Source organism: Streptomyces narbonensis (assembly GCF_014649015.1).
Lineage (GTDB): Bacteria > Actinomycetota > Actinomycetes > Streptomycetales > Streptomycetaceae > Streptomyces > Streptomyces narbonensis.
The window spans coordinates 19,555-40,867 of sequence record NZ_BMSF01000002.1 but is presented as its reverse complement, the minus strand read 5'-3'; the positions used below and the strand labels follow the sequence as shown (position 1 = coordinate 40,867).

Here is a 21,313-nt window from a genome sequence, read left to right as displayed (position 1 = left end):
CCGTGACGAACCGTTACGTCCAGATGACCTTCCTACGAACGGGGGACGCCCGCGGTCCGGCCGCCCACGACCTCCTCACCGTCGCCGCCCTCCGCGCCCTCGACCTCCGTGCCGGCGGGGGCGAGAAGGAAAACGTTCCGGTCGACGCGGTGCATCCCGCTGCCGAGGCCGAAGACGACCCCGCTGCTGAAGTCGAGGATGCGCTTGGCGACGTCGGCGTCGGCGCTCGTCAGATCGAGGAGGACCGGGATCTGGGCGATGAGGTACTCGGCGACCTCACGGGCGTCGGCGAACACCTGGACCCGCAGCACGATCATGCGGCGCTGCTCGGCGGACTCGTACTGCTCGGGGATCGTGCGGTGGTCGACTCTGGACGGCCATTCGTCACGGCCGCGCAGGGGCAGGACCTGGGCGAGGCCCTCCCACTGTTCGTCGGTGACGTCGTAGCTCTCGTACCTACTCATGCGCACATCCTCCCGCTCCTCACCCGTTCGGCCCAACAACGACACGAGGTCATGGCCTGCCGGGAAGCGGGCGGTGCTCAGGCGAAGGTCTTCGCCAGTCTGCGCAGGCCCTCCCCGATCTCCTCGGCCGAGTGCGTGGTGAACGACAGCCGCACCGAGCCGGGGTCCGGCTCGCCCGAGAAGAACGGCGCCCCCGGCACGTACGCCACCTCGTGTCCGATGGCGGTCCTCAGGAGGGCCGTCGCGTCGTGGCCGTCGGGGAGGTTGACCCAGATGAACATGCCGCCCTCGGGCCGGTTCCAGCGGCTGCCCTCGGGCAGTGCGGCCGGCAGGCCTTCGAGCATGGCGTCCCTGCGCTCCTGGTACGCGGCCCGCATCCCCGCGACGTGCGCGTCGAGGTCGCTGTCGCGCAGATAGCGCGCGGCCGCCGCCTGGTCGATGGAGGAGGTGTGCAGGTCGGCGGCCTGCTTCGCGATGACGCACGCGCGGCGCAGCCGGGCGGGGGCGCGCAGGAAACCGAGCCGGAGCCCGGGGGCCATCACCTTGGAGAAGGAGCCGAGCAGGACGGTCCGGTCGGCGGCCGTGGGGTCGGCGGCGATGGGGAGGACGCGCTCGCCGTCGTAGCGGAGTTCGCCGTACGGGTCGTCCTCGACGATCCAGAACCCGTGCCGCGCGGAGGCCTCGGCGACGGCGGCGCGGCGCTCGGCGGGGAGCGTACGGCCCGTGGGGTTCTGGAAGGTGGGGATGACGTAGAGGAGGGTGGCCTTCTCGCGTGCCGCGATCTCTTCGAGCGCGGCGGGGATGATGCCCTGGTCGTCGGTGGGTACGGGGACGACCCGGGCACCGGCGAAGGCGAAGGTCTGGAGGGCCGCGAGGTAGCAGGGGTCCTCGACGAGGACCACGCTGCCCGGTTCGACGAGGGCCGTCGTGAGGAGGGTGAGGGCCTGCTGCGAGCCGGTGGTGATCAGCAGGTCGTCGGCGTCCGTGGGCAGGCCGCGGTCCGTGAGCCGGTCCGCGACGGCGGTGCGCAGCTCCGGGTCGCCCTCGGTGGTCGAGTACTGGAGGGCCTGGCGCGGTATTTCGGCCAGGACGCGGTCGTACGCCGCCCGGATCCCCGCGATGTCGAACAGCTCGGGGGCGGGCAGTCCACCGGCGAAGGAGATCACCTCGGGGCGCGCGGTGAGCGCCAGGATGTCCCGTACCGGCGACGACGCGACTCCGGCCAGCCGGGAGGCGAAGGCGGGGGCGGGTACGGCCTGGCCGGGGGAAGGGAGGGGGGTGGCGGCGTTCGCGGGCGTCGAGGCGGCGGAATGCATGGCGTCAGCATATAGATCGTCCGCCGACTGTCCAGACTTCGCGGAATCCCTCTGGGAGAAGCCGAGTTGGCGTTCTCCCGCATGTCCGTCGACGGGCGGGATCACGCCACACACCGACCCCGTTCAGACGGCCGTCGGCTGCCCCGCCATCGCCTGCCCGGCCGCCGCCTGCCCGGCCGGTTCGTCGTGGGCGTCGGCCCAGAGGGAGCGGACATGTCCGAGGTGGCGGCGCATGCACTCCTCGGCGCCCTGGGCGTCACCGGCCAGCATCAGGTCGAGGAGTTCGAGGTGCTCCTCGGCGGAGGAGACGAGCTTGCCCGCCTCGTCCAGGCCGGTGAGGCCGTAGAGACGGGAGCGCTTGCGGAGGTCTCCGACCGTCTCGACGAGGCGATCGTTTCCGGACAGGGCGAGCAGGGCGAGATGGAAGCGGCGGTCGGCCTCCAGATAGCCGATGAGGTCGTGCTCCCCGGCGCGGGAGACGATCTCCTCGGCAACCGGCCGGAGTTCCTCCAGCTCCTCCTTGGTGGCCTTGCGCGTGACGCGGCCGATGGTGGGGACCTCGATGAGGGTCCGCAGTTCGGTGAACTGGTCGAGGTCGCGCTCGCTGACCTCGGTGATGCGGAAGCCCTTGTTGCGTACGGGCTCGACCAGACCCTCGCGGGCCAGGTCGAGCATCGCCTCACGGACCGGGGTCGCCGAGACACCGAGGTCGGCGGCGAGCCCGGGGGCCGAGTAGACCTGGCCGGGGCGGAGTTCGCCCGCTATGAGGGCGGCCCGGAGGGCGTGCCCTACCTGGTCGCGGAGCCGCTCCTGCGCCCTCACGAGGCCGTACTGTTTCAGGTCACCCATCGTGCGCCCTCCGAGAAGTCACGGAGGAGCATCGTACAATGTCACGTTTCCCTGCCGGTCCGTACGGGGCGGGCCCCGCAGCGCAGGTCAGAGGAGGAATCCGGCGGGGAAGGGATCGGCGGGGTCGAGGAAGTACTGCGCGGTGCCGGTGATCCAGGCGCGGCCGGTCACTGTGGGAACGACCGCGGGCACGCCGCCCACCTCGGTCTCGCCGACGAGCCGGCCCGTGAACTCCGTACCGATGAAGGACTCGTTGACGAAGTCGGTGTCGAGCGGGAGCTCGCCGCGGGCGTGGAGCTGGGCCATGCGAGCGCTGGTCCCGGTGCCGCAGGGCGAGCGGTCGAACCAGCCGGGGTGGATGGCCATCGCGTGCCGCGAGCGGGTCGCGTCCGAGCCGGGCGCGGCCAGATAGACGTGCTTCACTCCGGCGAAGGCGGGGTCCAGGGGGTGGACGGGGCGGTCGGGGCCGGAGTTGATCGAGTCCATGATGGCGAGGCCGGCTGCGAGGAGGTCGTCCTTGCGGTCGCGGTCGAACGGCAGGCCCAGGGAGTCGAGTTCGACGAAGGCGTAGAAGTTTCCGCCGTAGGCGAGGTCATAGGTGACGGTGCCGTACCCGGGCACCTCCGTCTTGAGGTCGAGCCCGACGGAGAACGCGGGCACGTTGGTGAGCGTGACCGCCTTCGCGGCGCCGTCCTCGACCTGCACGTCGACGCTGACGAGCCCGGCCGGGGTGTCGAGGCGGACGGTGGTGACCGGTTCGACGACCGGCACCATCCCGGTCTCGACGAGCACGGTCGCGACCCCGATGGTGCCGTGCCCGCACATCGGGAGCAGCCCGGACACCTCGATGTACAGCACGCCGTAGTCCGCGTCCGGCCGGGTGGGCGGCTGCAGGATCGCGCCGCTCATTGCGGCGTGACCGCGCGGCTCGAACATGAGGAGCGTACGGAGGTGGTCCATGTGCTCGATGAAGTGCAGCCGGCGCTCGGCCATCGTGGCACCGGGGATGACCCCGACGCCACCGGTGATGACGCGCGTGGGCATGCCCTCGGTGTGCGAGTCGACGGCATGGAAGACATGGCGCGTACGCATGGGGTCCCTTTCGGAGGGAGGGAGGGGGAGGGAGGGAGGAAGTTATAGGTGGTTACGGGTTGCCATGGGTGGTTGCGGGTGGACCGGAGCGAGGCGGACCCGGGAGCTCGGGAGCACAGAGGCTCGAGAGCCCCGGAGCCCCGGAGCCCCGGAGCCCCGGAGCCCGGGAGCTCGCGGGCCCGGGGCTCGGGGGCTCACCCGTGGCCCTCGGCGAGGGCCTTCTCTGTGGCGGCGCGCACGACGGCGTCCTGCTCGGGCGTCAGCGGCGCGCGGGGCGGCCGGGTCGCTCCGCCGTGGCGTCCGGCGAGGTCCATGGAGAGCTTGATCGCCTGGACGAACTCGACCTTGGAGTCCCAGCGCAGGAGCGGGTGGAGCGACTTGTACAGCGGGAGCGCGACGGAGAGGTCGCCGGCCACGGCGGCCCGGTAGAGCGTGGCGCAGCTGCGGGGCAGAGCGTTCGGGTAGCCGGCGATCCAGCCGACCGCACCGGCGAGCGCCAGCTCCAGGAGGACGTCGTCGGCGCCGATCAGGAGGTCCAGTTCGGGAGCGAGTTCGGCGATCTCGTATGCCCTGCGGACGTCGCCGCTGAACTCCTTGACGGCGACGATGCTGCCGTCGCCGTGCAGGCGCGCGAGCAGGTCGGGGGTGAGGTCGACCTTGGTGTCGAGCGGGTTGTTGTACGCGACGACGGGCAGGCCGACGGCGGCGACCTCGGCGTAGTGGGCGCGTACGGCCCGCTCGTCCGCGCGGTAGGAGTTCGGCGGCAGGAGCAGGACCGACTCCGCCCCGGCCTCGGCGGCCTGCTCGGCCCAGCGGCGCGACTCGGCACTCCCGTACGCGGAGACGCCGGGCATGACGCGCGCCCCGTCGCCCGCCGCCTCGACGGCGGTACGGACGACCTGGCCGCGCTCCTCGTCGGTCAGGGTCTGGTACTCGCCGAGAGAGCCGTTCGGGACGACCCCGTCACACCCGTTGGCGATCAGCCAGGCCACGTGCTCCGCGTACGCGTCGAGGTCGACGGAACGGTCGTCGCGCAGGGGGAGGGCAGTGGCGACCATGATGCCGTGCCAGGGGTGGGCACGGTGCGCCGGGGCATGCTCGTGGGCCATGTAGGAACTCCCTTGTATGGTGTGTGACATTTTACCGATCGTCGGTATCGCCACAAGGGGTGAGTTCCAGGATTGAACGACTTCCGTGGCGGACCGGATTCCGCGGCGGAACGACTTCCGTGGGCGGGCGCGCCGCCCCTACGGGAAGGCGCGCTCGTTCACGGGACGAGGACCGGGCGCGGCACGTTCCTGGGGTGACCGGGGCGCTTCCACTCCCTCGGGTAGCCGACCGACACCTCCTCGAAGCGCACGCCGTCGTGCCAGGTGGTCCGAGGGATGTGCAGATGGCCGTAGACCGCCACCGCGGTGTTGAACCGGCGGTGCCAGTCCGCCGTGCGCTCCGTCCCGCACCACTGGGCGAACTCCTGGTAGTGCAGGATCCTGGTCGGTTCGCGGAGCAGGGGCCAGTGGTTGACCAGGACGAGCGGGACGTCGGGGTCGCACTCCGCGAGGCGCCGCTCGGTGAGGGCCACCCGGGCCGCGCACCAGTCCTCGCGGCCCGCGTACGGGTCGGGGTGCAGGAAGAACTCGTCGGTGCACACCACCCCCGCCTCGTAGGCCTGCTCCAGCGACTGCGCCTTGTTCGCGGCGGTCGGCGTGCGGAAGGTGTAGTCGTACAGGAGGAAGAGGGGCGCGACGCGGACGGGCCCGCCGTCGCCCTCCCACAGGGCGTACGGGTCCTCGGGGGTGAGCACGCCCAGGTCGCGGCAGACGTCGACCAGGTACTCGTACCGCTCGACGCCCCGCAGCTGGACGGGGTCCTCGTTCGGCGTCCACAGCTCGTGGTTGCCCGGGCTCCAGATCACCCGGGCGAAGCGCTCGCTGAGCGTCCGGAGCGCCCAGGTGATCTGCTCGGACATCTCCCCCACGTCGCCGGCCACGATCAGCCAGTCGCCGTCCGAGGCCGGGCGGAGCTCCTCGACGATCCGCTTGTTCTCCTCGTGGGAGACGTGCAGGTCGCTGATGGCGAGGAGCTGCGGCCGACGATCGGAGGGATCGTCTTCCACGGATAAGTTCACGGACGGCGGCGTCACGGACGGCGTCACGGATGACCTCTCTCTCTGGGACAGCGCCCTCTCCGGCGGTGTCCGCTCAGGCGGCGTCGGGGCGACTCGCGATGATCACGGTGGCGTCCAGCTCGTCGTCAGTGGCCACCCGGGCGACGAGCCCGGCGGCGGAGACCGCGGCCACGGCCTCGCCGGCCTGCCGCTCGCTCGTCTCGAACAGCAGGACGCCGCCCGGGGCCAGCCACTCGCCGGCCTCGGCGACGACGCGCCGCAGGATCTCCAGGCCGTCCACTCCCCCGTCGAGCGCCACGCGCGCCTCGTGGTCGCGGGCCTCGGACGGCAGCAGCTCGATCTCCACGGTGGGCACGTACGGGACGTTGGACAGCAGGACGTCCACGCGGCCCTTCAGCCCGGCGGGCAGCGGCTCGAAGAGGTCGCCCTCGTAGACCTCGCCGCCGGCCGGGGTCACGTTGCGCCGGGCGCAGCGGACGGCGGCCGGGTGGACGTCCGCGGAATGCAGCTCGACCTCGCCCAGGGCCGCGGCGAGCGCGACGCCCAGCGCGCCGGAGCCGCAGCACATGTCGACGACGACCGCCCGCTCCGGAGCGAGCTCCGCCGCCTGCTGGACGAGTGCCTCCGTGCGCCGCCGGGGTACGAAGACCTCGGCGTCGACCTCGATCCGCAGGCCGCGGAACTCCGCGTATCCGACGACGTGCTCCAGCGGCAGCCCGACGACGCGACGCTCGACCATCTTCTCCAGCTCGGCGGCGTCACCGGCAGCGGCCATGATCATCTCCGCCTCGTCCTCGGCGAAGACGCACCCGGCGGTCCGGAGCCGGGTGACGATGACGGATGCGGAGTGGTCGAGCGAAGGGATCGACATGGAGGCCTTTCGAGCAACTGCAACGGCGACGAGAACGGGTACGGGTACGGGTACAGGAACCGGAACCGGAACCGGAACCGGAACCGGAACCGGAACCGGAACGGAGACTGCGACCGCGAACGGGACCGTCACAGCCACGACCACGGCAACAGAGATCAACGACGGACGTCCACATTATCCGACGGACCCATCTCACCCTTCGCTTCCACCAGTTGCGGTCAGGGCCCGTCGCCGAGCTGTTCGGCCGGCCCTGGCGGGTGGCCGCGATGACCACTCGGTCCTCGGGACCGAGGACGTGGCCGGGGTGGAGGTCGAAGAGGAGACCGCTGTCGTGGGCCCGGCCGTCGAGGCGCGTGGCGCGCAGATCGGGACGCCGGTCGGCGGGCGCCGCCGTGTCGAGGGCGAGGGCTCGCCAGCGGCCGGGCCGGGTGGCCTCGGCGACGGTGCGGCCCTGGAGACGGGGGAGGCCCGCCACGTCCAGCGCGGCGAAGAGCAGCACCCGGCGCTCGACGGGCAGCGCGCCGAGGATCTGGCGTCCCATCATGGCGCTCGCGAGGGCGGGGGCGGCCAGGGAGCTGGTGGGGGCGAGGAGGGCGCGCGCCCGGTGAAGAGCTGGAGGAGCTGGCGTTCGGTGGGGTCGCCGACGGCGGGGTCGTTGATGGAGAAGAGGTCCAGGAGGGTGACATAGGCGGCGTGGGCGGGTGGGTCGCCGGTGGTGATCCAGGAAGTGACGGCGATGGCGAGGACGGCCGCGGTGAAGGCGGCCAGCGCCCAGCGGACCCGTCGGGAGAAGAGCTCCATCACCGGGAGGCCGGCCGTGCCGATCCGCCTCTCGCGCCGCTCGGGGCGGGCCGTGTTCGGTACGGCCTCCAGGACGACGGCGTCGCGCTGGGCGGAGTGCGCGATGTCCATGGCGGAGGGCAGGAGTTGGGGTCCCGCCGGTCCGCTGCGGTCGGAACCGTCGGCTCCCACCGGATCGTCCGTGGGCGAGGACAGCAGGGCCAGCGTGCACAGGGGGGTCGTCGCGGCCTCGCGGCGTTGCCGCGGGGTCCGTTCGCTCGCCCGGAAGAGCAGTCCGTCAGCCTGGAGGACCTTGCTGGTTCCGGCGACCACGGCGGCCACCAGGGCGGGTGCGGCGGTGTCGGCGTCAGGGGAGGCGGACGGGGCCGGGGTCAAGGGCCTGGGCCGGGGTCCTGGTCCCCGGCCCCGGTCACGGCTCGATGAGGCCGACGCGGATCGCGTAGCGGGTGAGTTCGAGGCGGTCGCGCAGGCCGAGCTTCTGGAGCAGGTTGGCCCGGTGACGTTCCACGGTCTTGGGGCTGATGACGAGGAGGTCGCCGATCTCCTTGGAGCTGTGGCCTTCCGCGACGAGTTTGAGGATCTCCTCCTCGCGCTCGGTGATGGGCCGGTCCGGGATCGGGCCGCCCGAGCGGGCGCTGTCGAGATAGGTGCGGACGAGGGTGGTCTCCGCACCGGGGTAGATGAACGGCTCGTCGCGCAGCGCGGCGCGGCAGGCCTCGACGAGGTCGCGGTCGGCGACGGACTTGAGCACGTAGCCGGAGGCTCCGGCGCGCAGGGCCTCGAAGAAGTACTGCTCGTTGTCGTACATGGTCAGCATCAGGATCCGCAGGCCCGGCCGGATGCGGGCCAGTTCGCGGGCGGCCTGGAGGCCGGTCTGACGGGGCATGGCGATGTCGAGGACGGCGAGGTCGAGATCGAGGCTGCGGGCCTGGGCGACGGCCTCCGCTCCGTCGGCGGCCTCGGCGACGACGGTCAGGTCGGGTTCGGAGTCGAGGATGAGCCGTACACCGCGGCGTACGAGGGTGTGGTCGTCGGCGAGCAGGATGCGGGCGGGTCCCGCGGTGGGCTGGGTCATCGCGTGGCCTTCGTCGTGTCGGCGATGTCGAGTCGGACCTGGGTGCCGCCCTGCGGGCCTGCACCGACGAGGAGTTCGGCGCCGATCAGCAGGGCGCGCTCGCGCATCCCCCGGATGCCGGCGCCCTCGGGCGCTTCCCCGAGGCCGTGTCCGTTGTCGCGGACGAGCAGTCCGGTGCCGCCGCCGGGCAGGGACCGCAGGTGCACCTCGACGCGCGTGGCGCCGGAGTGGCGGGCGGCGTTCGTCAGGCCTTCCTGGGCGACGCGGTAGAGGACCAGTTCGGTGGCCCCGTCGAGGTGGGGCAGGCCGGGGGTGATGTGGGCGGTGACGCTCAGGCGCGGGGTGGTGAACTCGGCGGCCAGGGAGCGCAGGGCGCTGTGCAGGCCGAGTTCCTCCAGGACGCCCGGGCGCAGCCGGCGGGCGATGCGGCGGATCTCGTCGAGGCTGGCGCGGGTGGTCTCCTGGGCCTGGTGCAGGTCGGTGCGGAGCGGTTCGGGTGCGCGGTCGGCGGCGTGCTTGAGCTGGAGGAGGACGGCGGTGAGGGTCTGGCCGATCTCGTCGTGGAGCTCCTGGGCGATGCGCTGGCGTTCGGCCTCCAGGGCGGTGAGCACCCGGCCGCTGCTGGTGGCCCGTTCGGCTTCGAGGCGGTCGAGCATCGCGTTGAAGGTCTGGGTGAGAGCGGCGACCTCGCCATCTCCGGTGACGGCCGGGCGGGCCCCGGGCTTGAGGAGGTCGGCGGTGGCCATGGCCCGGTTCAGCCGGGCGAGCGGTGCCAGTCCGACCCTGAGGAGCACCGCGTTGACGACCAGCATCGCGACCAGTCCGCCGAGGAGGACGAGGGCCTCGCCGAAGAGGACCGGGGTGGAGACCGTGACCGGGCCGAGGAGCAGAGCCACCGCGAGTGCCAGGACGCCGGTGTTCAGGAGGAAGATCCGCCAGTACAGCGACACGGCCACATACACCTTTCCAGCCGGTCTCTCCCAGCATCCGTCATGACCTCGCGGCCGTCCCGCCTCCATCCTCACGTCGACGGAAGGCGGCCGTCCATCCGTGCCGACACCCATATTTCGGACACACGGAAAGTGGCACGATGAGCCCGCCGGGCGGCGCCTTCCGTCGCGCCTGAGCTCGGCCGTTCACCGCGACGGCACCTCGTAGGAACGAACCCGAACGAGCGCCGAACAGCGAACACGAACACCGAAAACCGAACACCACCCAAACTAACCCAGACGAACACAAAAGGGGGACGGCTGTGCCGGCTTCACGGATGAGCACCACACCACTGCCAGGGATCGGGGTGCAGTACGACCTGACCACCCGCGAGCGCCGCCATCTGTCCGTGGTCGCGCACCGCGACGGGACGCGGACGGTGAACGTCTACCGGACCGACGACCCGGACGCCTGCGCCCAGTCGCTGCACCTGACCGGAGCGGAGACGACCTCGCTGATCGACGCGCTGATGCCCGCGCACCACAGCCCGAGCCTGCTGCACACCACCGATCTCGGCCTGGTGGCCGAGCGGATCGAGCTGTCACCGCACTCGTACTGGAACGGCCGGGTGCTCGGTGAGACCCGGATGCGTACGGAGACCGGCGTCTCGATCGTGGCGGTACTGCGCCGGGCCGAGGCCCGCCCCTCCCCCGCGCCGGGATTCCGCCTGGCGGGCGGGGACACCCTCATCGTCATCGGCACCCGCGAGGGTGTCGACGCCGCCGCGGCGATACTCGGACGGGAGTGATCGCCTGTGCACTCCGCTGTCTTCCTGATCGAGTTCGGTGCGATCATCCTCGGCCTGGGACTGCTGGGCAGGCTCGCCGGCCGCTTCAAGTTCTCCCCGATACCCCTCTACCTGCTGGCCGGGCTCGCGTTCGGCACGGGCGGGCTGCTGCCGATGGGCGCGAGCGAGGAGTTCGTGGCGATCGGCGCCGAGATCGGCGTCATCCTCCTGCTGCTGATGCTGGGCCTGGAGTACACGGCCACCGATCTGGTCTCCAATCTCAAGACGCAGTACCCGGCCGGTCTCGTCGACTTCGGCCTGAACGCCGTGCCCGGGGCGGTCGCCGCCCTGCTCATGGGCTGGGGCCCGGTCGCCGCCGTCGTCCTGGCCGGGGTCACCTGGATCTCCTCCTCCGGGGTGATCGCCAAGGTGATGGGTGACCTGGGGCGGGTCGGTAACCGCGAGACCCCGGTCATCCTCAGCATCCTGGTCCTCGAGGACCTCGCGATGGCCGTCTATCTCCCGATCGTCACCGCCCTCCTCGCCGGCGTCAGCTTCGCCGCCGGCAGCGCGACCCTGGCCATCGCCCTCGGCGTCGCCGGAGCGGTCCTCTTCGTCGCCGTGCGCTACGGGCGCCACATCTCCCGTTTCGTCTCCAGCGACGACCCCGAGAAGCTCCTCCTCGTGGTCCTCGGCCTGACGCTGCTCGTCGCGGGTATCGCCCAGCAGCTCCAGGTCTCCGCCGCCGTCGGCGCGTTCCTCGTCGGCATCGCGCTGTCCGGTGAGGTGGCCGAGGGCACGCACACCCTGCTCAGCCCGCTGCGCGACCTTTTCGCCGCGGTGTTCTTCGTCTTCTTCGGCCTGCACACCGACCCCGCCAGCATCCCGCCGGTCCTGCTCCCGGCGCTCGCTCTCGCCCTGGCCACGGCGGGTACGAAGATCGCCACCGGCTACTGGGCGGCGAAGCGCGCCGGGGTCGGGGTCAAGGGCCGCTGGCGCGCCGGCGGCACGCTCGTGGCCCGCGGCGAGTTCTCCATCGTCATCGCCGGCCTCGCCGTCAGCGCCGGCATCGAACCCGCCATGGGCCCGCTCGCCACCGCGTACGTCCTGATCCTCGTGGTGATCGGACCGCTCACCGCCCGCTACACCGAACCCGTGGCCACCTGGATCACCGGCCGGCGCGCCCCGTCGGGCCCGCTCCCGGCCGCGGTGCCTTCCCTGGCGCCTTCTCCGGAGGAGCTCAAGGAAGGGGACCAGGCCCAGGACCAGGACCCGGACCCTGCCCAGGACCCGGACCCGGTGGGGCGCGCGTAGGACGAGGGCACGGCAGGACGGAGGCTGAGGCCGCCCGCGTCAGCGGTGCTCGCCTCGGCCTGGCCCCGGGTGGCGGCCGCGGCGCCGACGGGTGGCGTCGAAGAGATGCACCGCGAACGCGGCCGCGATCAGACCGGCCGCCAGCACCAGCCCGTTGGGGATGAGGGCTCCGGCGACCACGGCGGCCAGGGCGCCCAGGGCCGTCACCGGCCAGGCCCGGCCACGCCGGTACTCGCGAGGACGGCAGGGGCGGCCTTGGCCCAGGCCGCGGGCGAAGCGGGGATCGTCGTGCCACAGAGCGGCTTCGAGGTCGGCGATCCTCTCGTCGTCGGATCCCGTCATGACGACGCCCTCCTCTCCTCACGCGTCTCGCTCCCTCACGCATCTCTCCTCCTCGCTCGTCTCGCTCCCTCACGCATCTCTCTTCCTCGCTCGTCTCGCTCCCTCACGCATCTCTCCTCCTCGCTCGTCTCGCTCCCTCACGCATCTCTCCTCCTCGCTCGCTCGCTCCCTCACGCATCTCTCCTCCTCGCTCGCTCGCTCCCTCACGCATCTCTCTTCCTCGCTCGTCTCGCTCCCTCACGCATCTCTCTTCCTCGCTCGTCTCCCTCGCTCGTCCCTCCCTCTCCCTCTCCGTCGGTCAGGCGAGTACGAAGTAGCGCAGCCACACGTACACCCCGGCCAGCACCGTGGTGACGGCGGTGACGACGAGGCCGTAGCGGCTGAACTGCCAGAAGGAGATGTGGTGTCCGGCTCGTTCGGCGATGCCCACCGTCACGACGTTGGCGGAGGACGCGATGACGGTGGCGTTGCCGGCGAGGTCGGCCCCGAGGGCGAAGGACCACCACAGGACCTGGGCCTCCCCGGTGCCGCCGGAGGCGGTGACGATCTCGGAGACGACCGGGCCGGTCGACGCGACGAACGGGATGTTGTCGATCAGCGCGGACGGCACGATCGACCCGAGCAGCAGGGCCATGGAAGCGCCGAACAGGTTGCCGTCGAGCACGCGGGCCGCGGCCTGGCCCAGGTCGGTGAGGATGCCCGTGTTCACCATGGCGCCGACCATCACGAACAGACCGGCGAAGAACGCGAGGGTCTCCCACTCGACGTCGGCCGCGACCCGGCGCGCGTCGAGCCGGGAGACGGCGAGCAGGATCAGGCCACCCGAGACGGCCACCACCGCGGGCTCCAGATGCAGGGTGGTGTGCAGGACGAAGCCCGCCATCACGGCCACGACGACGATGCCACTGACGGCCAGCAGACGGCCGTCGGTGATGGCGTCACGCTCGCGCATGGCCATGACGTGCGCGGCGCGCTGGGGGTCGTACGAGAAGGCGCCGTGGAACATCCACCGGGCGAGCACCGCGAACACCACGATCAGCACCGTGGTGACGGGCGCCATGTGGATCAGGAAGTCGTTGAAGGAGAGTCCGGCGCGGGAGCCGATCATGATGTTGGGCGGATCGCCGATCAGGGTCGCGGCGCCGCCGATGTTGCAGGCCATCACCTCGGCGATCAGGTAGGGCACGACCGGGACGCCGAGCTTGGTGCAGACCGCGATGGTCACGGGGGCGATCAGCAGGACGGTGGTGACGTTGTCCAGCCACGCCGAGAGGAACGCCGTGGCGAGGATCAGGAGCACCATCAGCCGGTAGGGGCGGCCGTGCGACCTCTTGGCGGCCCAGATCGCGACGAACTCGAAGAGGCCGGTGCGCTTGAGGACCGAGACGATCAGCATCATGCCGAGTAGCAGGAAGATGACGTTCCAGTCGATCCCGGCGGCCTCGGAGAAGAAGGCGTGCTCCGTGCTGGTCGCGCCGATCAGCAGCATGACGACCGCACCGCCCAGGGCCGCGGCGACCCGGTGGACCTTCTCGGTGGCGATCAGCACGTAGACGGCCGCGAACACGGCCAGGGCGACCCAGGCGGTGCCACTCATGGCGGGCCGGCCCGGCTGGTACCGGCGTGACGCGGAGCCCTGGGCGGGGTGGTCAGCCGCTGGGTGCTCATCGGCCGGGTGGTCAGCCGCTGGGTGCTCATCGGCCGGGTGGTCAGCCGCTGGGTGCTCATCGGCGTGGCTCCCATCGCAGCGACTGCCGCGAGCACCCACGCCCCACCAGGCCCACCCCGAACAGCAGGTGCTCCGAAACCCCACCATCACCCGCGGCGCCGACGCGCCGCATCGGGGCCGACACCCATCTTCACGAGCCGGGGGCCGACTACTGCTGCTCCTGCTCCTCCTGCTCCTCCTGCTCCTCCTGCTGCTGCTCCTCCTGCTGCTGCTGCTGCTCGGCGACGATGCGGTTGGTCAGGTGGATGACGCCGAGATACAGGTAGAAGACCCACTCCAGGTACAGCTGCGGCTCGTACTCGATGCGCTGGTCGGCCTTCTGGTGCCGGATTCCATAGGTGTTGGCAATGGTGAAGAGCGCGCCGGCGTCCTTCTGCAGGAGGTGCTCGGACACCAGGCCGCGGCGGCGCTCCAGGATGCCGGCCAGGGCGATGACCGCGTGCCTGCGGTCCAGTTCCGTGGCGTCACGAGCGCGGAACCGCACAACGGCGTGGGCGAGTTCCGCGGCGTCGGCCGCATGGACGGAGGAGCCGCCGAGGACGTCGGTGACGAGGACTCCCAGGCCGGGCGGCGTGGTCTGCACGAGCCTGCCATGCTCTCCGAGCTCCACCCCGAGGTCGCTCGACCGCAGCACCGCGTTGATCCTCGCCCGGTACACCTGCGCTCCGCGGACGGCGTCGAACCCGTCGAAGTGCCGGCCACAGCCCGCGTAGTCGTGCAGGTACGAACGGGTGGGGCGGCGCACCTGGTCCGCGAGGAACTCAATGACGTCGGCCAGGTCGTCCAGCGTGTAGCTCGTGTGGTGCAGCGCGATCGGCCAGAGCCCGACGCGGCCCAGCGTGCTGTGGACGGCCTCGGCCGGATCCTCGCCCAGCACGCCCGCTGCGGGTCGGTCCACGCAGGCCTGCCCGAAGGCCCAGACCAGATAGCCCGCCTCTTCGAGATCCGCGACGGCGTCGGCGACGGCGGCAGCGCTCTCCCGGGCCCCGCGCGTCCGGGGAAGGTCGCCGGCGCGGCGCTGTGTCCAGTACGCGGGGCGGGATCGCGGCTCCGGCATGGTGTCGACGGCACTGCGCAGTTCGCGGAGCCATCGCGTCCCGACGCCGGAGGCCGCGTGGTCGTGGTCCTGCTCCCAGCCCGACGACCACAGGGCCTGCCATTCCTCGACCGGGCCGGCGGGGAACACCTCGCGCAGGAAGTGCTCGACCTCCTGACCCCACAGATGGGGATCCGCCGCGCCGGGACCGTCGGCGGGCGCGGCGGCGATGAGCCGGTCCAGCTCGGCGACGACGAGATCGGCGGGCCACCGCAGGGGCGTCGGACCGATGAGGAACGGGTGGACTCCCAAACTTTCAGCTCCTTCGACAGGCCTGTGGTGGGCGGCCTCCCGGGGGGGCCGCCCACCACAGGGCGAATCACATGCGAAGCGCGATGTCGATGACGCGGACCGCCACGTCGAGCGCTTTCAGGAGGACGAGGAACGGACTCGCCCTGTCGGGTTGCCCGGTGTCCACCGGAGCACTCGGTGCCGGGTGCGCACCGCCGGTGTCCTGGCTCCCTGCCGCCGGGGAAGCGCTGCCTCGGCCCCGCCCCCGGAAGATGCCCTTCTTCATGACTGTTCTCCGTCTCCGCCGGAACCCTTCCGGCTCGCCATCAGGCTGGACGGGGGAGTTGGGGAACGCGAGCAGCTCACGAGACCGGATCGGGGAACGCACGGGGAATCCCCCGACAGCGGGCGGGCGTTGTCGTCAGGTCTCGCCGGGCACGGAGTCCTCGGACGCGCCGGACGCGCCGGACACGGAGCCCTCGGACGCCCCGGACACGCTGTCCTCGGACGCGCCGGACACGCCGGACACGGAGCCCTCGGACGCCCCGGACACGCTGTCCTCGGAAAGACGGAGACGGAGACGGATGTCCTCGGGCTTGTCCGGGTTCCTCAGCACCGTCCACGGGGTGCCGTCCACCGCCATCTGGCAGAGCTCCAAGGGCTTGTACGGCAAGGCCCGGTATCGGTGCGCGACGACCGCGAGCCCGGCGCACACTTCCATGATGGTGAGCCCGCGTCCCACGGCGGCCTCACGGAGAGGGGACCGCTCGGCGGCCAGGTCGAGAACCGAACGCAGCGCCTTCACCACCGAGCCGGGGTCGACGCTCGTGGTCGCGGGCAGCACGGCGGCCGCGGCGGCCATGGCGCTCAGCAGCCCACGAGGCGCGGGGACGAATCCGTCGGCGGCCACGGTCGGGCGCGGTTCGGCGCCGGGCGAGGCGTGTTCGGACCCTGGCGTGCCGACCTGCGGGGTGATCAGGACGCGGTCCGGCTCGACGAACCGGAATCCGGTCCCGGACAGCTGCCGGAGCAGCTGCTTCGTCGTCGTGCCGTACGCCGCGGGGGCGAACCCGGGGCGCACGCGGCGGAGCGCCGACTCGAACTCCGGGATCAGTACGTCGCTCCGCCCCGCCTCCCGTAGGGAGTTCACCGCGTCGGTCACGAACGACTGCAGCGGGCGGCTGTCGAGTGCAAGTGTGAGCAGCCGGTCCAGCGCGGCGGAGTCGCGGGTGCCGCCGGCCACACAGGCGATCAGCGCGCGGCCGGCGCGGTGGAGCATGTCGGCGACGGACAACGGCACGCCGTCCGCCGCGACGACGGCGACGGTACGCAGCTCCTCCCGGACCACCGCGGCCTCGATGATCTCGGCCGTCAGTACGTGCGCCCTCGTCACCGTCGAACCGGCGGGCACGTGCCGGATGACGAATCCCTGGGCCCCGAAGTCCTCGGCGACGGCCCTGGCCTCCGCGTCCGCGCAGTCGGCGACGACGAGCCGGTTCGCGATGCCGAAGGACATGCACTGTTCCTCGGCGGCGGCCTCGATGCGGACGAGCACGTCGGAGGCCCTTCGAACCCTCGGAGCGGCTTCGAGGAGGTGGTGGGCGTCGACGAAGACGCCCAGATCGAAGCGGTTCACCGGACCTCACCCCCGGCCAGGGGCTCAAGGGAGTCGTCCTCCGGCGGTGCGGCGACCCGGAGTCCGGCGACGAGCCGGTTGAGTTCGCTCCGCCCGAGCACGGGCGGGGCGGCGGTCAGCAGCTTCAGCAGTCGGTGGCCCACCGCGCTCATGCCCTCCTCGGTTCCCACGGTCGGGGACAGGTTGTCCCACCCACCGTCGTCGTCCTCGTCGTCCTCGTCGTCCTCGTCGTCCTCGTGCTCCCCGTCTTCCCTGTCGTCCTCGAATTCCCACCCGAAGGTCTCGTCCTCCACTTCGGAGCTCTCGGCCGACACCTCCACCGCCATCTCCGAGCCCTCGACCTGGGCCACGACCTCGACGTCGTCCTCGACGTCGTCCTCGACGTCGTCCTCGACCTCGACCTTGACCACGGACTCGACCACGGCCTCGCCGAAGCCGCCGACTCCCGAGAGGTGTTGCCGGACAGCCGAGTCGTCCTTCGCCGGCGCGGCCGCCGGATCCGCGATCAGCCCGTCCACGTGCGCCAGCTGCATGACCCGCCCCAACGCCTCCAGCAGGATCGCCGGCTGCACCACCACGGGGTTGCGCGAGGAGGAGGGGAAGGCGCGCCGCACCCCGTCGGTGACCGCCCCGCAGGCGATCACGATCTCCTCGCGGCCCCGGGCGTCCACGAGCTGCCGCACCCCGAAGTCGCCTGTGTGCACGGCGATCCGGCGCGTCAGCTCCGGGTCCCGTGGGCTCGTCACCGTGAGCGTGCCGGTCAGCTGGTCCTTCTCGGGCATCAGACCGAAGGCCTCCAGCAGGGTGGCGACTTCGTCGGGGGCGCCGTCCGCGTCGCCGCGGGAGAGCCTGTCCAGCGCTTCCGCGAACTGGTAGTTGGTGTGGCCGGGCACCCGGAACCGGCCGAAGGCGGGCGCCAGCCGGAGACCGCGGCGCCGTGTCTGCTCCTGGGCGTCGAGCATCCGACGGATCTCGGCCCGCTCCTCCTCGCTCAGGGTGAAGTCGTAGATCTTCTGTGCGTCACGAAGGTTCTTCGGCCTGCGTTTGGGCCGCGCCAGGTAGTGGTCCACCACGTCGCCGATGTGGTCGACCCCCTTGGCGGTGATCGCGGGCAGGTACGGCACGAGGTGCACGATGCGCTCGCGGTGCGTGGTCGGCAGCGGCAGCCGGACGAGCGGGCCCAGCACGCTCGGCATGCCGAGCTCGACCGCCTCGCTGAGCGCCTCGAACCGCCGGAAGCCCGCGTTCTGGGGCCGGACGCCCGACAGCTCGCGTGCGGCGTCGAAGAGGTAGCTGGCGTTCTCGCCGAGGTTCCGGACGTCCGCGGCGTGGACGGCCACCTCGCGCGGCCCCTGCACCCGGGCGCTCCCGACCCTCGTGTTGGTCTCGATCGCCGACGCGATGTCGAGCAGCGGGCATCCGGACATCCACAGCACCATCACGCAGGCCCGCAGCAGTGCCGTGATGTCGTCGAGACCCGGGTTCTCGGCGGGCCCTGAGGTCAGCTGCCGCAGCTGGTCGGCCACGACGCCCCGGCCGATCAGGTCCCGGTCGCCGAGGCTCGCCACGAAAGTGCTCTCGGCGAGCTGGAAGGCGCGCCTGCGTCGTTCCTCGGGGTCGGACACAACCAGGACCGAGGCCAGGTGCAGGACCCTGACGCGCTGCTCCCTCTCCCGCTCGTCGTCGGCCGCGGCGGGCACGACGGAGAGCCAGCTCATGGTGTCCTTGACGTGCTGCGACCGGGCCGCGATCCACAGGAGCGTCAGGTCCCCGGCGCCGTGCGTGGCCTCGGCCACCAGTTGCTCCACGATGCGGGCGTCCGCGAAGGGCAGCCCCGAGGTGCTGATCGCCCTCCCGAGTCCGGTGACGACCCAGCTCTCGGGCTGCCCGTCGCCGGCGTCCTTCGCGCGGCCGGGGAAGGGCCCGATCAGCCTGCCCTGCTCCAGCATGCCGACGACCGTGTCCGCGTCGGGCGGCGGGGCGTTCCTCACGGCGCCCAGGGAGGCGCTGTACAGCGCCTCCAGCCTGCGGACGAGGTCCGACCGGGTGAACGGGAACCGCTGCTGCACCGCCCAGTGCAGCAGCTCGGTGGCGAACCACCGGTCGTCCACCTGGGACGCGATCGTCGCGCCCACCGAGGTGTAGTCGATGTAGTGCCCGTACACGGCGTCCACGTCGCCCAGCGCCCTCAAGGCCCTGTCGATCTCCGGCTCGCCCTCGTAGAGGGGCTTCATCCGCCCGGACAGCCCGAGGAGTTCCTCCAGCTGGAAGTCCACCGCGCTCTTCTTCGGGATCGGATGGGGAATCACCAGGAAGCCGTGACCGCGCGGACTCGGACCCGTGCCGAGGCCGAGGCGGCCGGCCCGTCCCAGGCGCTGCGCCACCGTGTCACGGTTGAGAACTTCGCTCTTGCGGCCGCCCGTCGGCGTGGTCAGCGAGCCGACGACGACCGCGTCGGCGGGCAGGTTGATGCCGAGCTTGAGGGTGTCGGTGGCGAACAGCAGCCGGATCAGGCCGTCCCGGAAGGCCTTCTCCACCACGCTGCGCAGGCCCTGTTCGAGGCGGGCGGAGTGGTAGCCGACGCCGGTCCGCAGCGATTTCTCGACCGAATCGCGCACGCTGGTCTGAGGGAACCTGTTGAAGGAGCGGTGCCGTAGGTCCGCGTCCTTCTTGTCCAGGGTGCCGAAGCGGCCGTCGAAGGGATTGGCCGCGGGCGCGACCCGTCCCATGCCGGGGTCCCGGTCGAGCAGCGCCTGGGCGACTTCCGCGAGCCTCTGGGCGTCCTGCCGGGAGCCGACGAAGCACAGCACGCTGCGGATGTCGCGCCGGTCCTCCTTGAGGAGCCCGACGGCGACCGCGAGGGCGCGTTCGTACAGGCGCCCGGTGTTGGTGTTGAGATGCGCCTTGAGGACGGGGTCCGCTCTCCACTGGCGCAGCACGATGCCGACGTCCTGCGCGTACTTCTCGGGCTCGTCGTACTCGGCACGCCGCTCGGAGACCTTCCGGTCGTCCCTGACGATCACGTTGAGGGGCACCGGGCGCCTGGTCACCCGGACGACGGCGTGCGGACTGATCTTCAGCCACTCGCGCACGTCCTCGGCCGCGGCCTCGGTCAGGGTCGCGGAGAGCCCGAGGATCGGCATCTGGTAGCTCGCGCGGATCGTCGTGAGCAGCATCTCCAGCCGGGGCCCGCGGTCCCGGTCGGCCAGGTTCTGCAGCTCGTCGACGACGACGAGGTCGCAGCCGTCCAGGGTCATGCCGCCCGCCATCAGACCGGCCAGCTTCTCGGGGATGATCACGGCGACGTCGAACTCACCGCGGGCGATGGCCTCGTCGTTGTGCGGGTAGTCACGGGACCCCGGCACGATGCGCCAGTGCTCGAACTCCGTGCCCGCCAGGAACTCGGCCCATTCCTCGACGGCCTGACTGACGAGCGCCTTCGTCGGCATCAGGACGACGGCCCGGCCGTGCCGGCGTCGCGCGCGGGTGATCGCGTGGCACACCGCGATCCGGCCGACCCGGCTCTTGCCGCTGGACGTGGGGCCGAGCAGCAGCATCGACTCCTGCTGGGTGATGCATTCGAGCAGCCGGGGCAGTGCGGCGGCCATCAGGTCCGTGTGGCCCTCCTCGTCGATGCCCAGGTTCTCCAGCACCGAGGGCGGGTACTGGGCGCGGCTGAGCGCCAGCTCCGCGGTTCCCTTGCGTACCTTCTCGGCTACCGAGGCCGGGAGGAGCTGGTCGAGCAGGTCCGTCACCACCGCGGGCACCCGGCGGTACTGCCGTAACGCCTCGTCGAGCCGCTCCGTGATCAGCCGGAGGCCGGCGGCGGAGTACGGCGGGAAGGCCTCGGGGTCGGCCAGCCCGCCCGCCCACATCCGCTCCTTGATCGTCCGCTCGGGCTGGCTCAGTTCGCGGCTCGGCTGCCGGATCGCCGACTGCCACTTCCGGGCCGCCTCTTTCCAGGACCTGTGGGATTCCACGGCCCAGTACCAGGCGCAGATCGCCTCACGCGACTTGTTCCGGTGCTGACGGCCGGCCCCGTCGAGCGGCGGTGCCTCGTCGTCCTCGTACAGCTCGGTCAGGACGGGTTGGATGATGGAGTCGTACAGGAAACGGCCCAGCTCCCGCGGCGAAGGTGCGAGTAGTTCGGTGGAGACCAGATCCTGGTAGATCCGCAGGTGCGGATCGCCCATCTCCTCGTAGATGTCCGCGCGCTCACCCCAGTGCTCGGCGGCGATGCTCATGATCTGGGCGTAGCAGCTCCAGCGGCGGACCCAATCCTCGTCCTTGCCGTAGCGCTCCCGGGCGGTCCGGGGAAACCCGCCGCCCCGGCCCAGCGGGATGTCGGCCCAGTCCTCGTTCACATACCAGTCGCCATTGCCCACTGCTGTCCCCCGAGCGCACTGACCGGTTGCCGGGGCGGCCCCATCGCACCCGGCTGGAAAGAACCGCCAGCTTGGCACAAGCGAGGGGGACCTACGGCACTTTTCCGCCAAACCAGAAACGCAGTGGACAGGTACTCATCGAGTCGCGCCCTCCTGCATATCGGGTCAAGCTCGTCCATGTGTGCGCTTTCTGGCGGAATCGCTCGACAGCTGACCGTCGTGAGGGGCACCGGACCGAGGAGGCGGCAGTAGGCGAGCTCATCGTCG

General features: G+C 71.6%; 19 protein-coding genes. 2 read left to right on the top strand and 17 right to left on the bottom strand.

Going from position 1 to position 21,313, the window contains the following annotated elements:
- Positions 1 to 32 precede the first annotated feature (32 nt).
- The 10 genes from IE124_RS03835 to IE124_RS03790 form a co-directional block, all read right to left on the bottom strand.
- Positions 33 to 464: a cell division protein SepF gene (locus IE124_RS03835; protein ID WP_150265146.1), complete on the bottom strand. Its 432-nt coding sequence runs from the start codon at positions 462 to 464 to the stop codon at positions 33 to 35.
- A 77-nt stretch (positions 465 to 541) separates the two neighbouring features.
- Complete coding sequence (locus IE124_RS03830; protein ID WP_189504856.1) at positions 542 to 1,780, bottom strand: aminotransferase-like domain-containing protein; 1,239 nt, start codon at positions 1,778 to 1,780, stop codon at positions 542 to 544.
- A 123-nt stretch (positions 1,781 to 1,903) separates the two neighbouring features.
- Positions 1,904 to 2,629: a GntR family transcriptional regulator gene (locus IE124_RS03825; protein ID WP_189504855.1), complete on the bottom strand. Its 726-nt coding sequence runs from the start codon at positions 2,627 to 2,629 to the stop codon at positions 1,904 to 1,906.
- An 87-nt stretch (positions 2,630 to 2,716) separates the two neighbouring features.
- Positions 2,717 to 3,721 carry a proline racemase family protein gene (locus tag IE124_RS03820; RefSeq protein ID WP_189504854.1) on the bottom strand — a complete coding sequence of 335 codons (1,005 nt, stop codon included), beginning with the start codon at positions 3,719 to 3,721 and terminating at the stop codon, positions 2,717 to 2,719.
- Positions 3,722 to 3,915: 194 nt separating this feature from the next.
- Positions 3,916 to 4,830 (bottom strand): dihydrodipicolinate synthase family protein, encoded by a 915-nt coding sequence (locus IE124_RS03815; protein WP_189504853.1) that lies wholly within the window; start codon positions 4,828 to 4,830, stop codon positions 3,916 to 3,918.
- A gap of 158 nt (positions 4,831 to 4,988) precedes the next feature.
- A complete protein-coding gene (locus IE124_RS03810) occupies positions 4,989 to 5,837 on the bottom strand; it encodes a metallophosphoesterase family protein (RefSeq protein ID WP_229832111.1) in 849 nt (282 codons plus the stop codon).
- 85 nt (positions 5,838 to 5,922) lie between these two features.
- Positions 5,923 to 6,720 (bottom strand): putative protein N(5)-glutamine methyltransferase, encoded by a 798-nt coding sequence (locus tag IE124_RS03805; RefSeq protein ID WP_189504851.1) that lies wholly within the window; start codon positions 6,718 to 6,720, stop codon positions 5,923 to 5,925.
- A gap of 540 nt (positions 6,721 to 7,260) precedes the next feature.
- Positions 7,261 to 7,896 carry a hypothetical protein gene (locus IE124_RS03800; protein ID WP_189504850.1) on the bottom strand — a complete coding sequence of 212 codons (636 nt, stop codon included), beginning with the start codon at positions 7,894 to 7,896 and terminating at the stop codon, positions 7,261 to 7,263.
- 34 nt (positions 7,897 to 7,930) lie between these two features.
- Complete coding sequence (locus IE124_RS03795) at positions 7,931 to 8,596, bottom strand: response regulator transcription factor (protein WP_189504849.1); 666 nt, start codon at positions 8,594 to 8,596, stop codon at positions 7,931 to 7,933.
- A complete protein-coding gene (locus tag IE124_RS03790; RefSeq protein ID WP_189504847.1) occupies positions 8,593 to 9,546 on the bottom strand; it encodes a sensor histidine kinase in 954 nt (317 codons plus the stop codon). Before IE124_RS03790 ends, IE124_RS03795 begins: the two co-directional genes overlap by 4 nt.
- A gap of 317 nt (positions 9,547 to 9,863) precedes the next feature.
- Here IE124_RS03790 and IE124_RS03785 point away from each other — a divergent pair, with 317 nt between their 5' ends.
- The gene (locus IE124_RS03785) at positions 9,864 to 10,334 is read left to right on the top strand and encodes a cation:proton antiporter regulatory subunit (protein ID WP_189504845.1); all 471 of its coding nucleotides are present in this window, start codon (positions 9,864 to 9,866) and stop codon (positions 10,332 to 10,334) included.
- A gap of 6 nt (positions 10,335 to 10,340) precedes the next feature.
- A complete protein-coding gene (locus tag IE124_RS03780) occupies positions 10,341 to 11,627 on the top strand; it encodes a cation:proton antiporter (protein ID WP_189504843.1) in 1,287 nt (428 codons plus the stop codon).
- 39 nt (positions 11,628 to 11,666) lie between these two features.
- Here IE124_RS03780 and IE124_RS03775 read toward each other — a convergent pair whose 3' ends face one another.
- The 7 genes from IE124_RS03775 to IE124_RS03750 form a co-directional block, all read right to left on the bottom strand.
- Positions 11,667 to 11,969, bottom strand: a complete 303-nt coding sequence (locus IE124_RS03775) for a DUF3040 domain-containing protein (RefSeq protein WP_189504841.1) — start codon at positions 11,967 to 11,969, stop codon at positions 11,667 to 11,669.
- A 298-nt stretch (positions 11,970 to 12,267) separates the two neighbouring features.
- Positions 12,268 to 13,566, bottom strand: coding sequence for an ArsB/NhaD family transporter (locus IE124_RS03770; RefSeq protein WP_189504839.1), 1,299 nt, complete (start codon positions 13,564 to 13,566; stop codon positions 12,268 to 12,270).
- Positions 13,563 to 13,697 carry a hypothetical protein gene (locus IE124_RS35280; RefSeq protein WP_268246700.1) on the bottom strand — a complete coding sequence of 45 codons (135 nt, stop codon included), beginning with the start codon at positions 13,695 to 13,697 and terminating at the stop codon, positions 13,563 to 13,565. Before IE124_RS35280 ends, IE124_RS03770 begins: the two co-directional genes overlap by 4 nt.
- A 149-nt stretch (positions 13,698 to 13,846) precedes the next feature.
- Positions 13,847 to 15,046: a hypothetical protein gene (locus IE124_RS03765; RefSeq protein ID WP_189504837.1), complete on the bottom strand. Its 1,200-nt coding sequence runs from the start codon at positions 15,044 to 15,046 to the stop codon at positions 13,847 to 13,849.
- Positions 15,047 to 15,113: 67 nt separating this feature from the next.
- Entirely contained in the window at positions 15,114 to 15,311 is a 198-nt protein-coding gene (locus IE124_RS03760) for a hypothetical protein (RefSeq protein ID WP_189504835.1), read from the bottom strand.
- A gap of 135 nt (positions 15,312 to 15,446) precedes the next feature.
- Complete coding sequence (locus IE124_RS03755; RefSeq protein ID WP_189504833.1) at positions 15,447 to 16,661, bottom strand: hypothetical protein; 1,215 nt, start codon at positions 16,659 to 16,661, stop codon at positions 15,447 to 15,449.
- A complete protein-coding gene (locus IE124_RS03750; protein WP_189504831.1) occupies positions 16,658 to 21,025 on the bottom strand; it encodes a DEAD/DEAH box helicase in 4,368 nt (1,455 codons plus the stop codon). The genes IE124_RS03755 and IE124_RS03750 overlap by 4 nt, the downstream gene beginning before the upstream one ends.
- Positions 21,026 to 21,313: the final 288 nt, after the last annotated feature.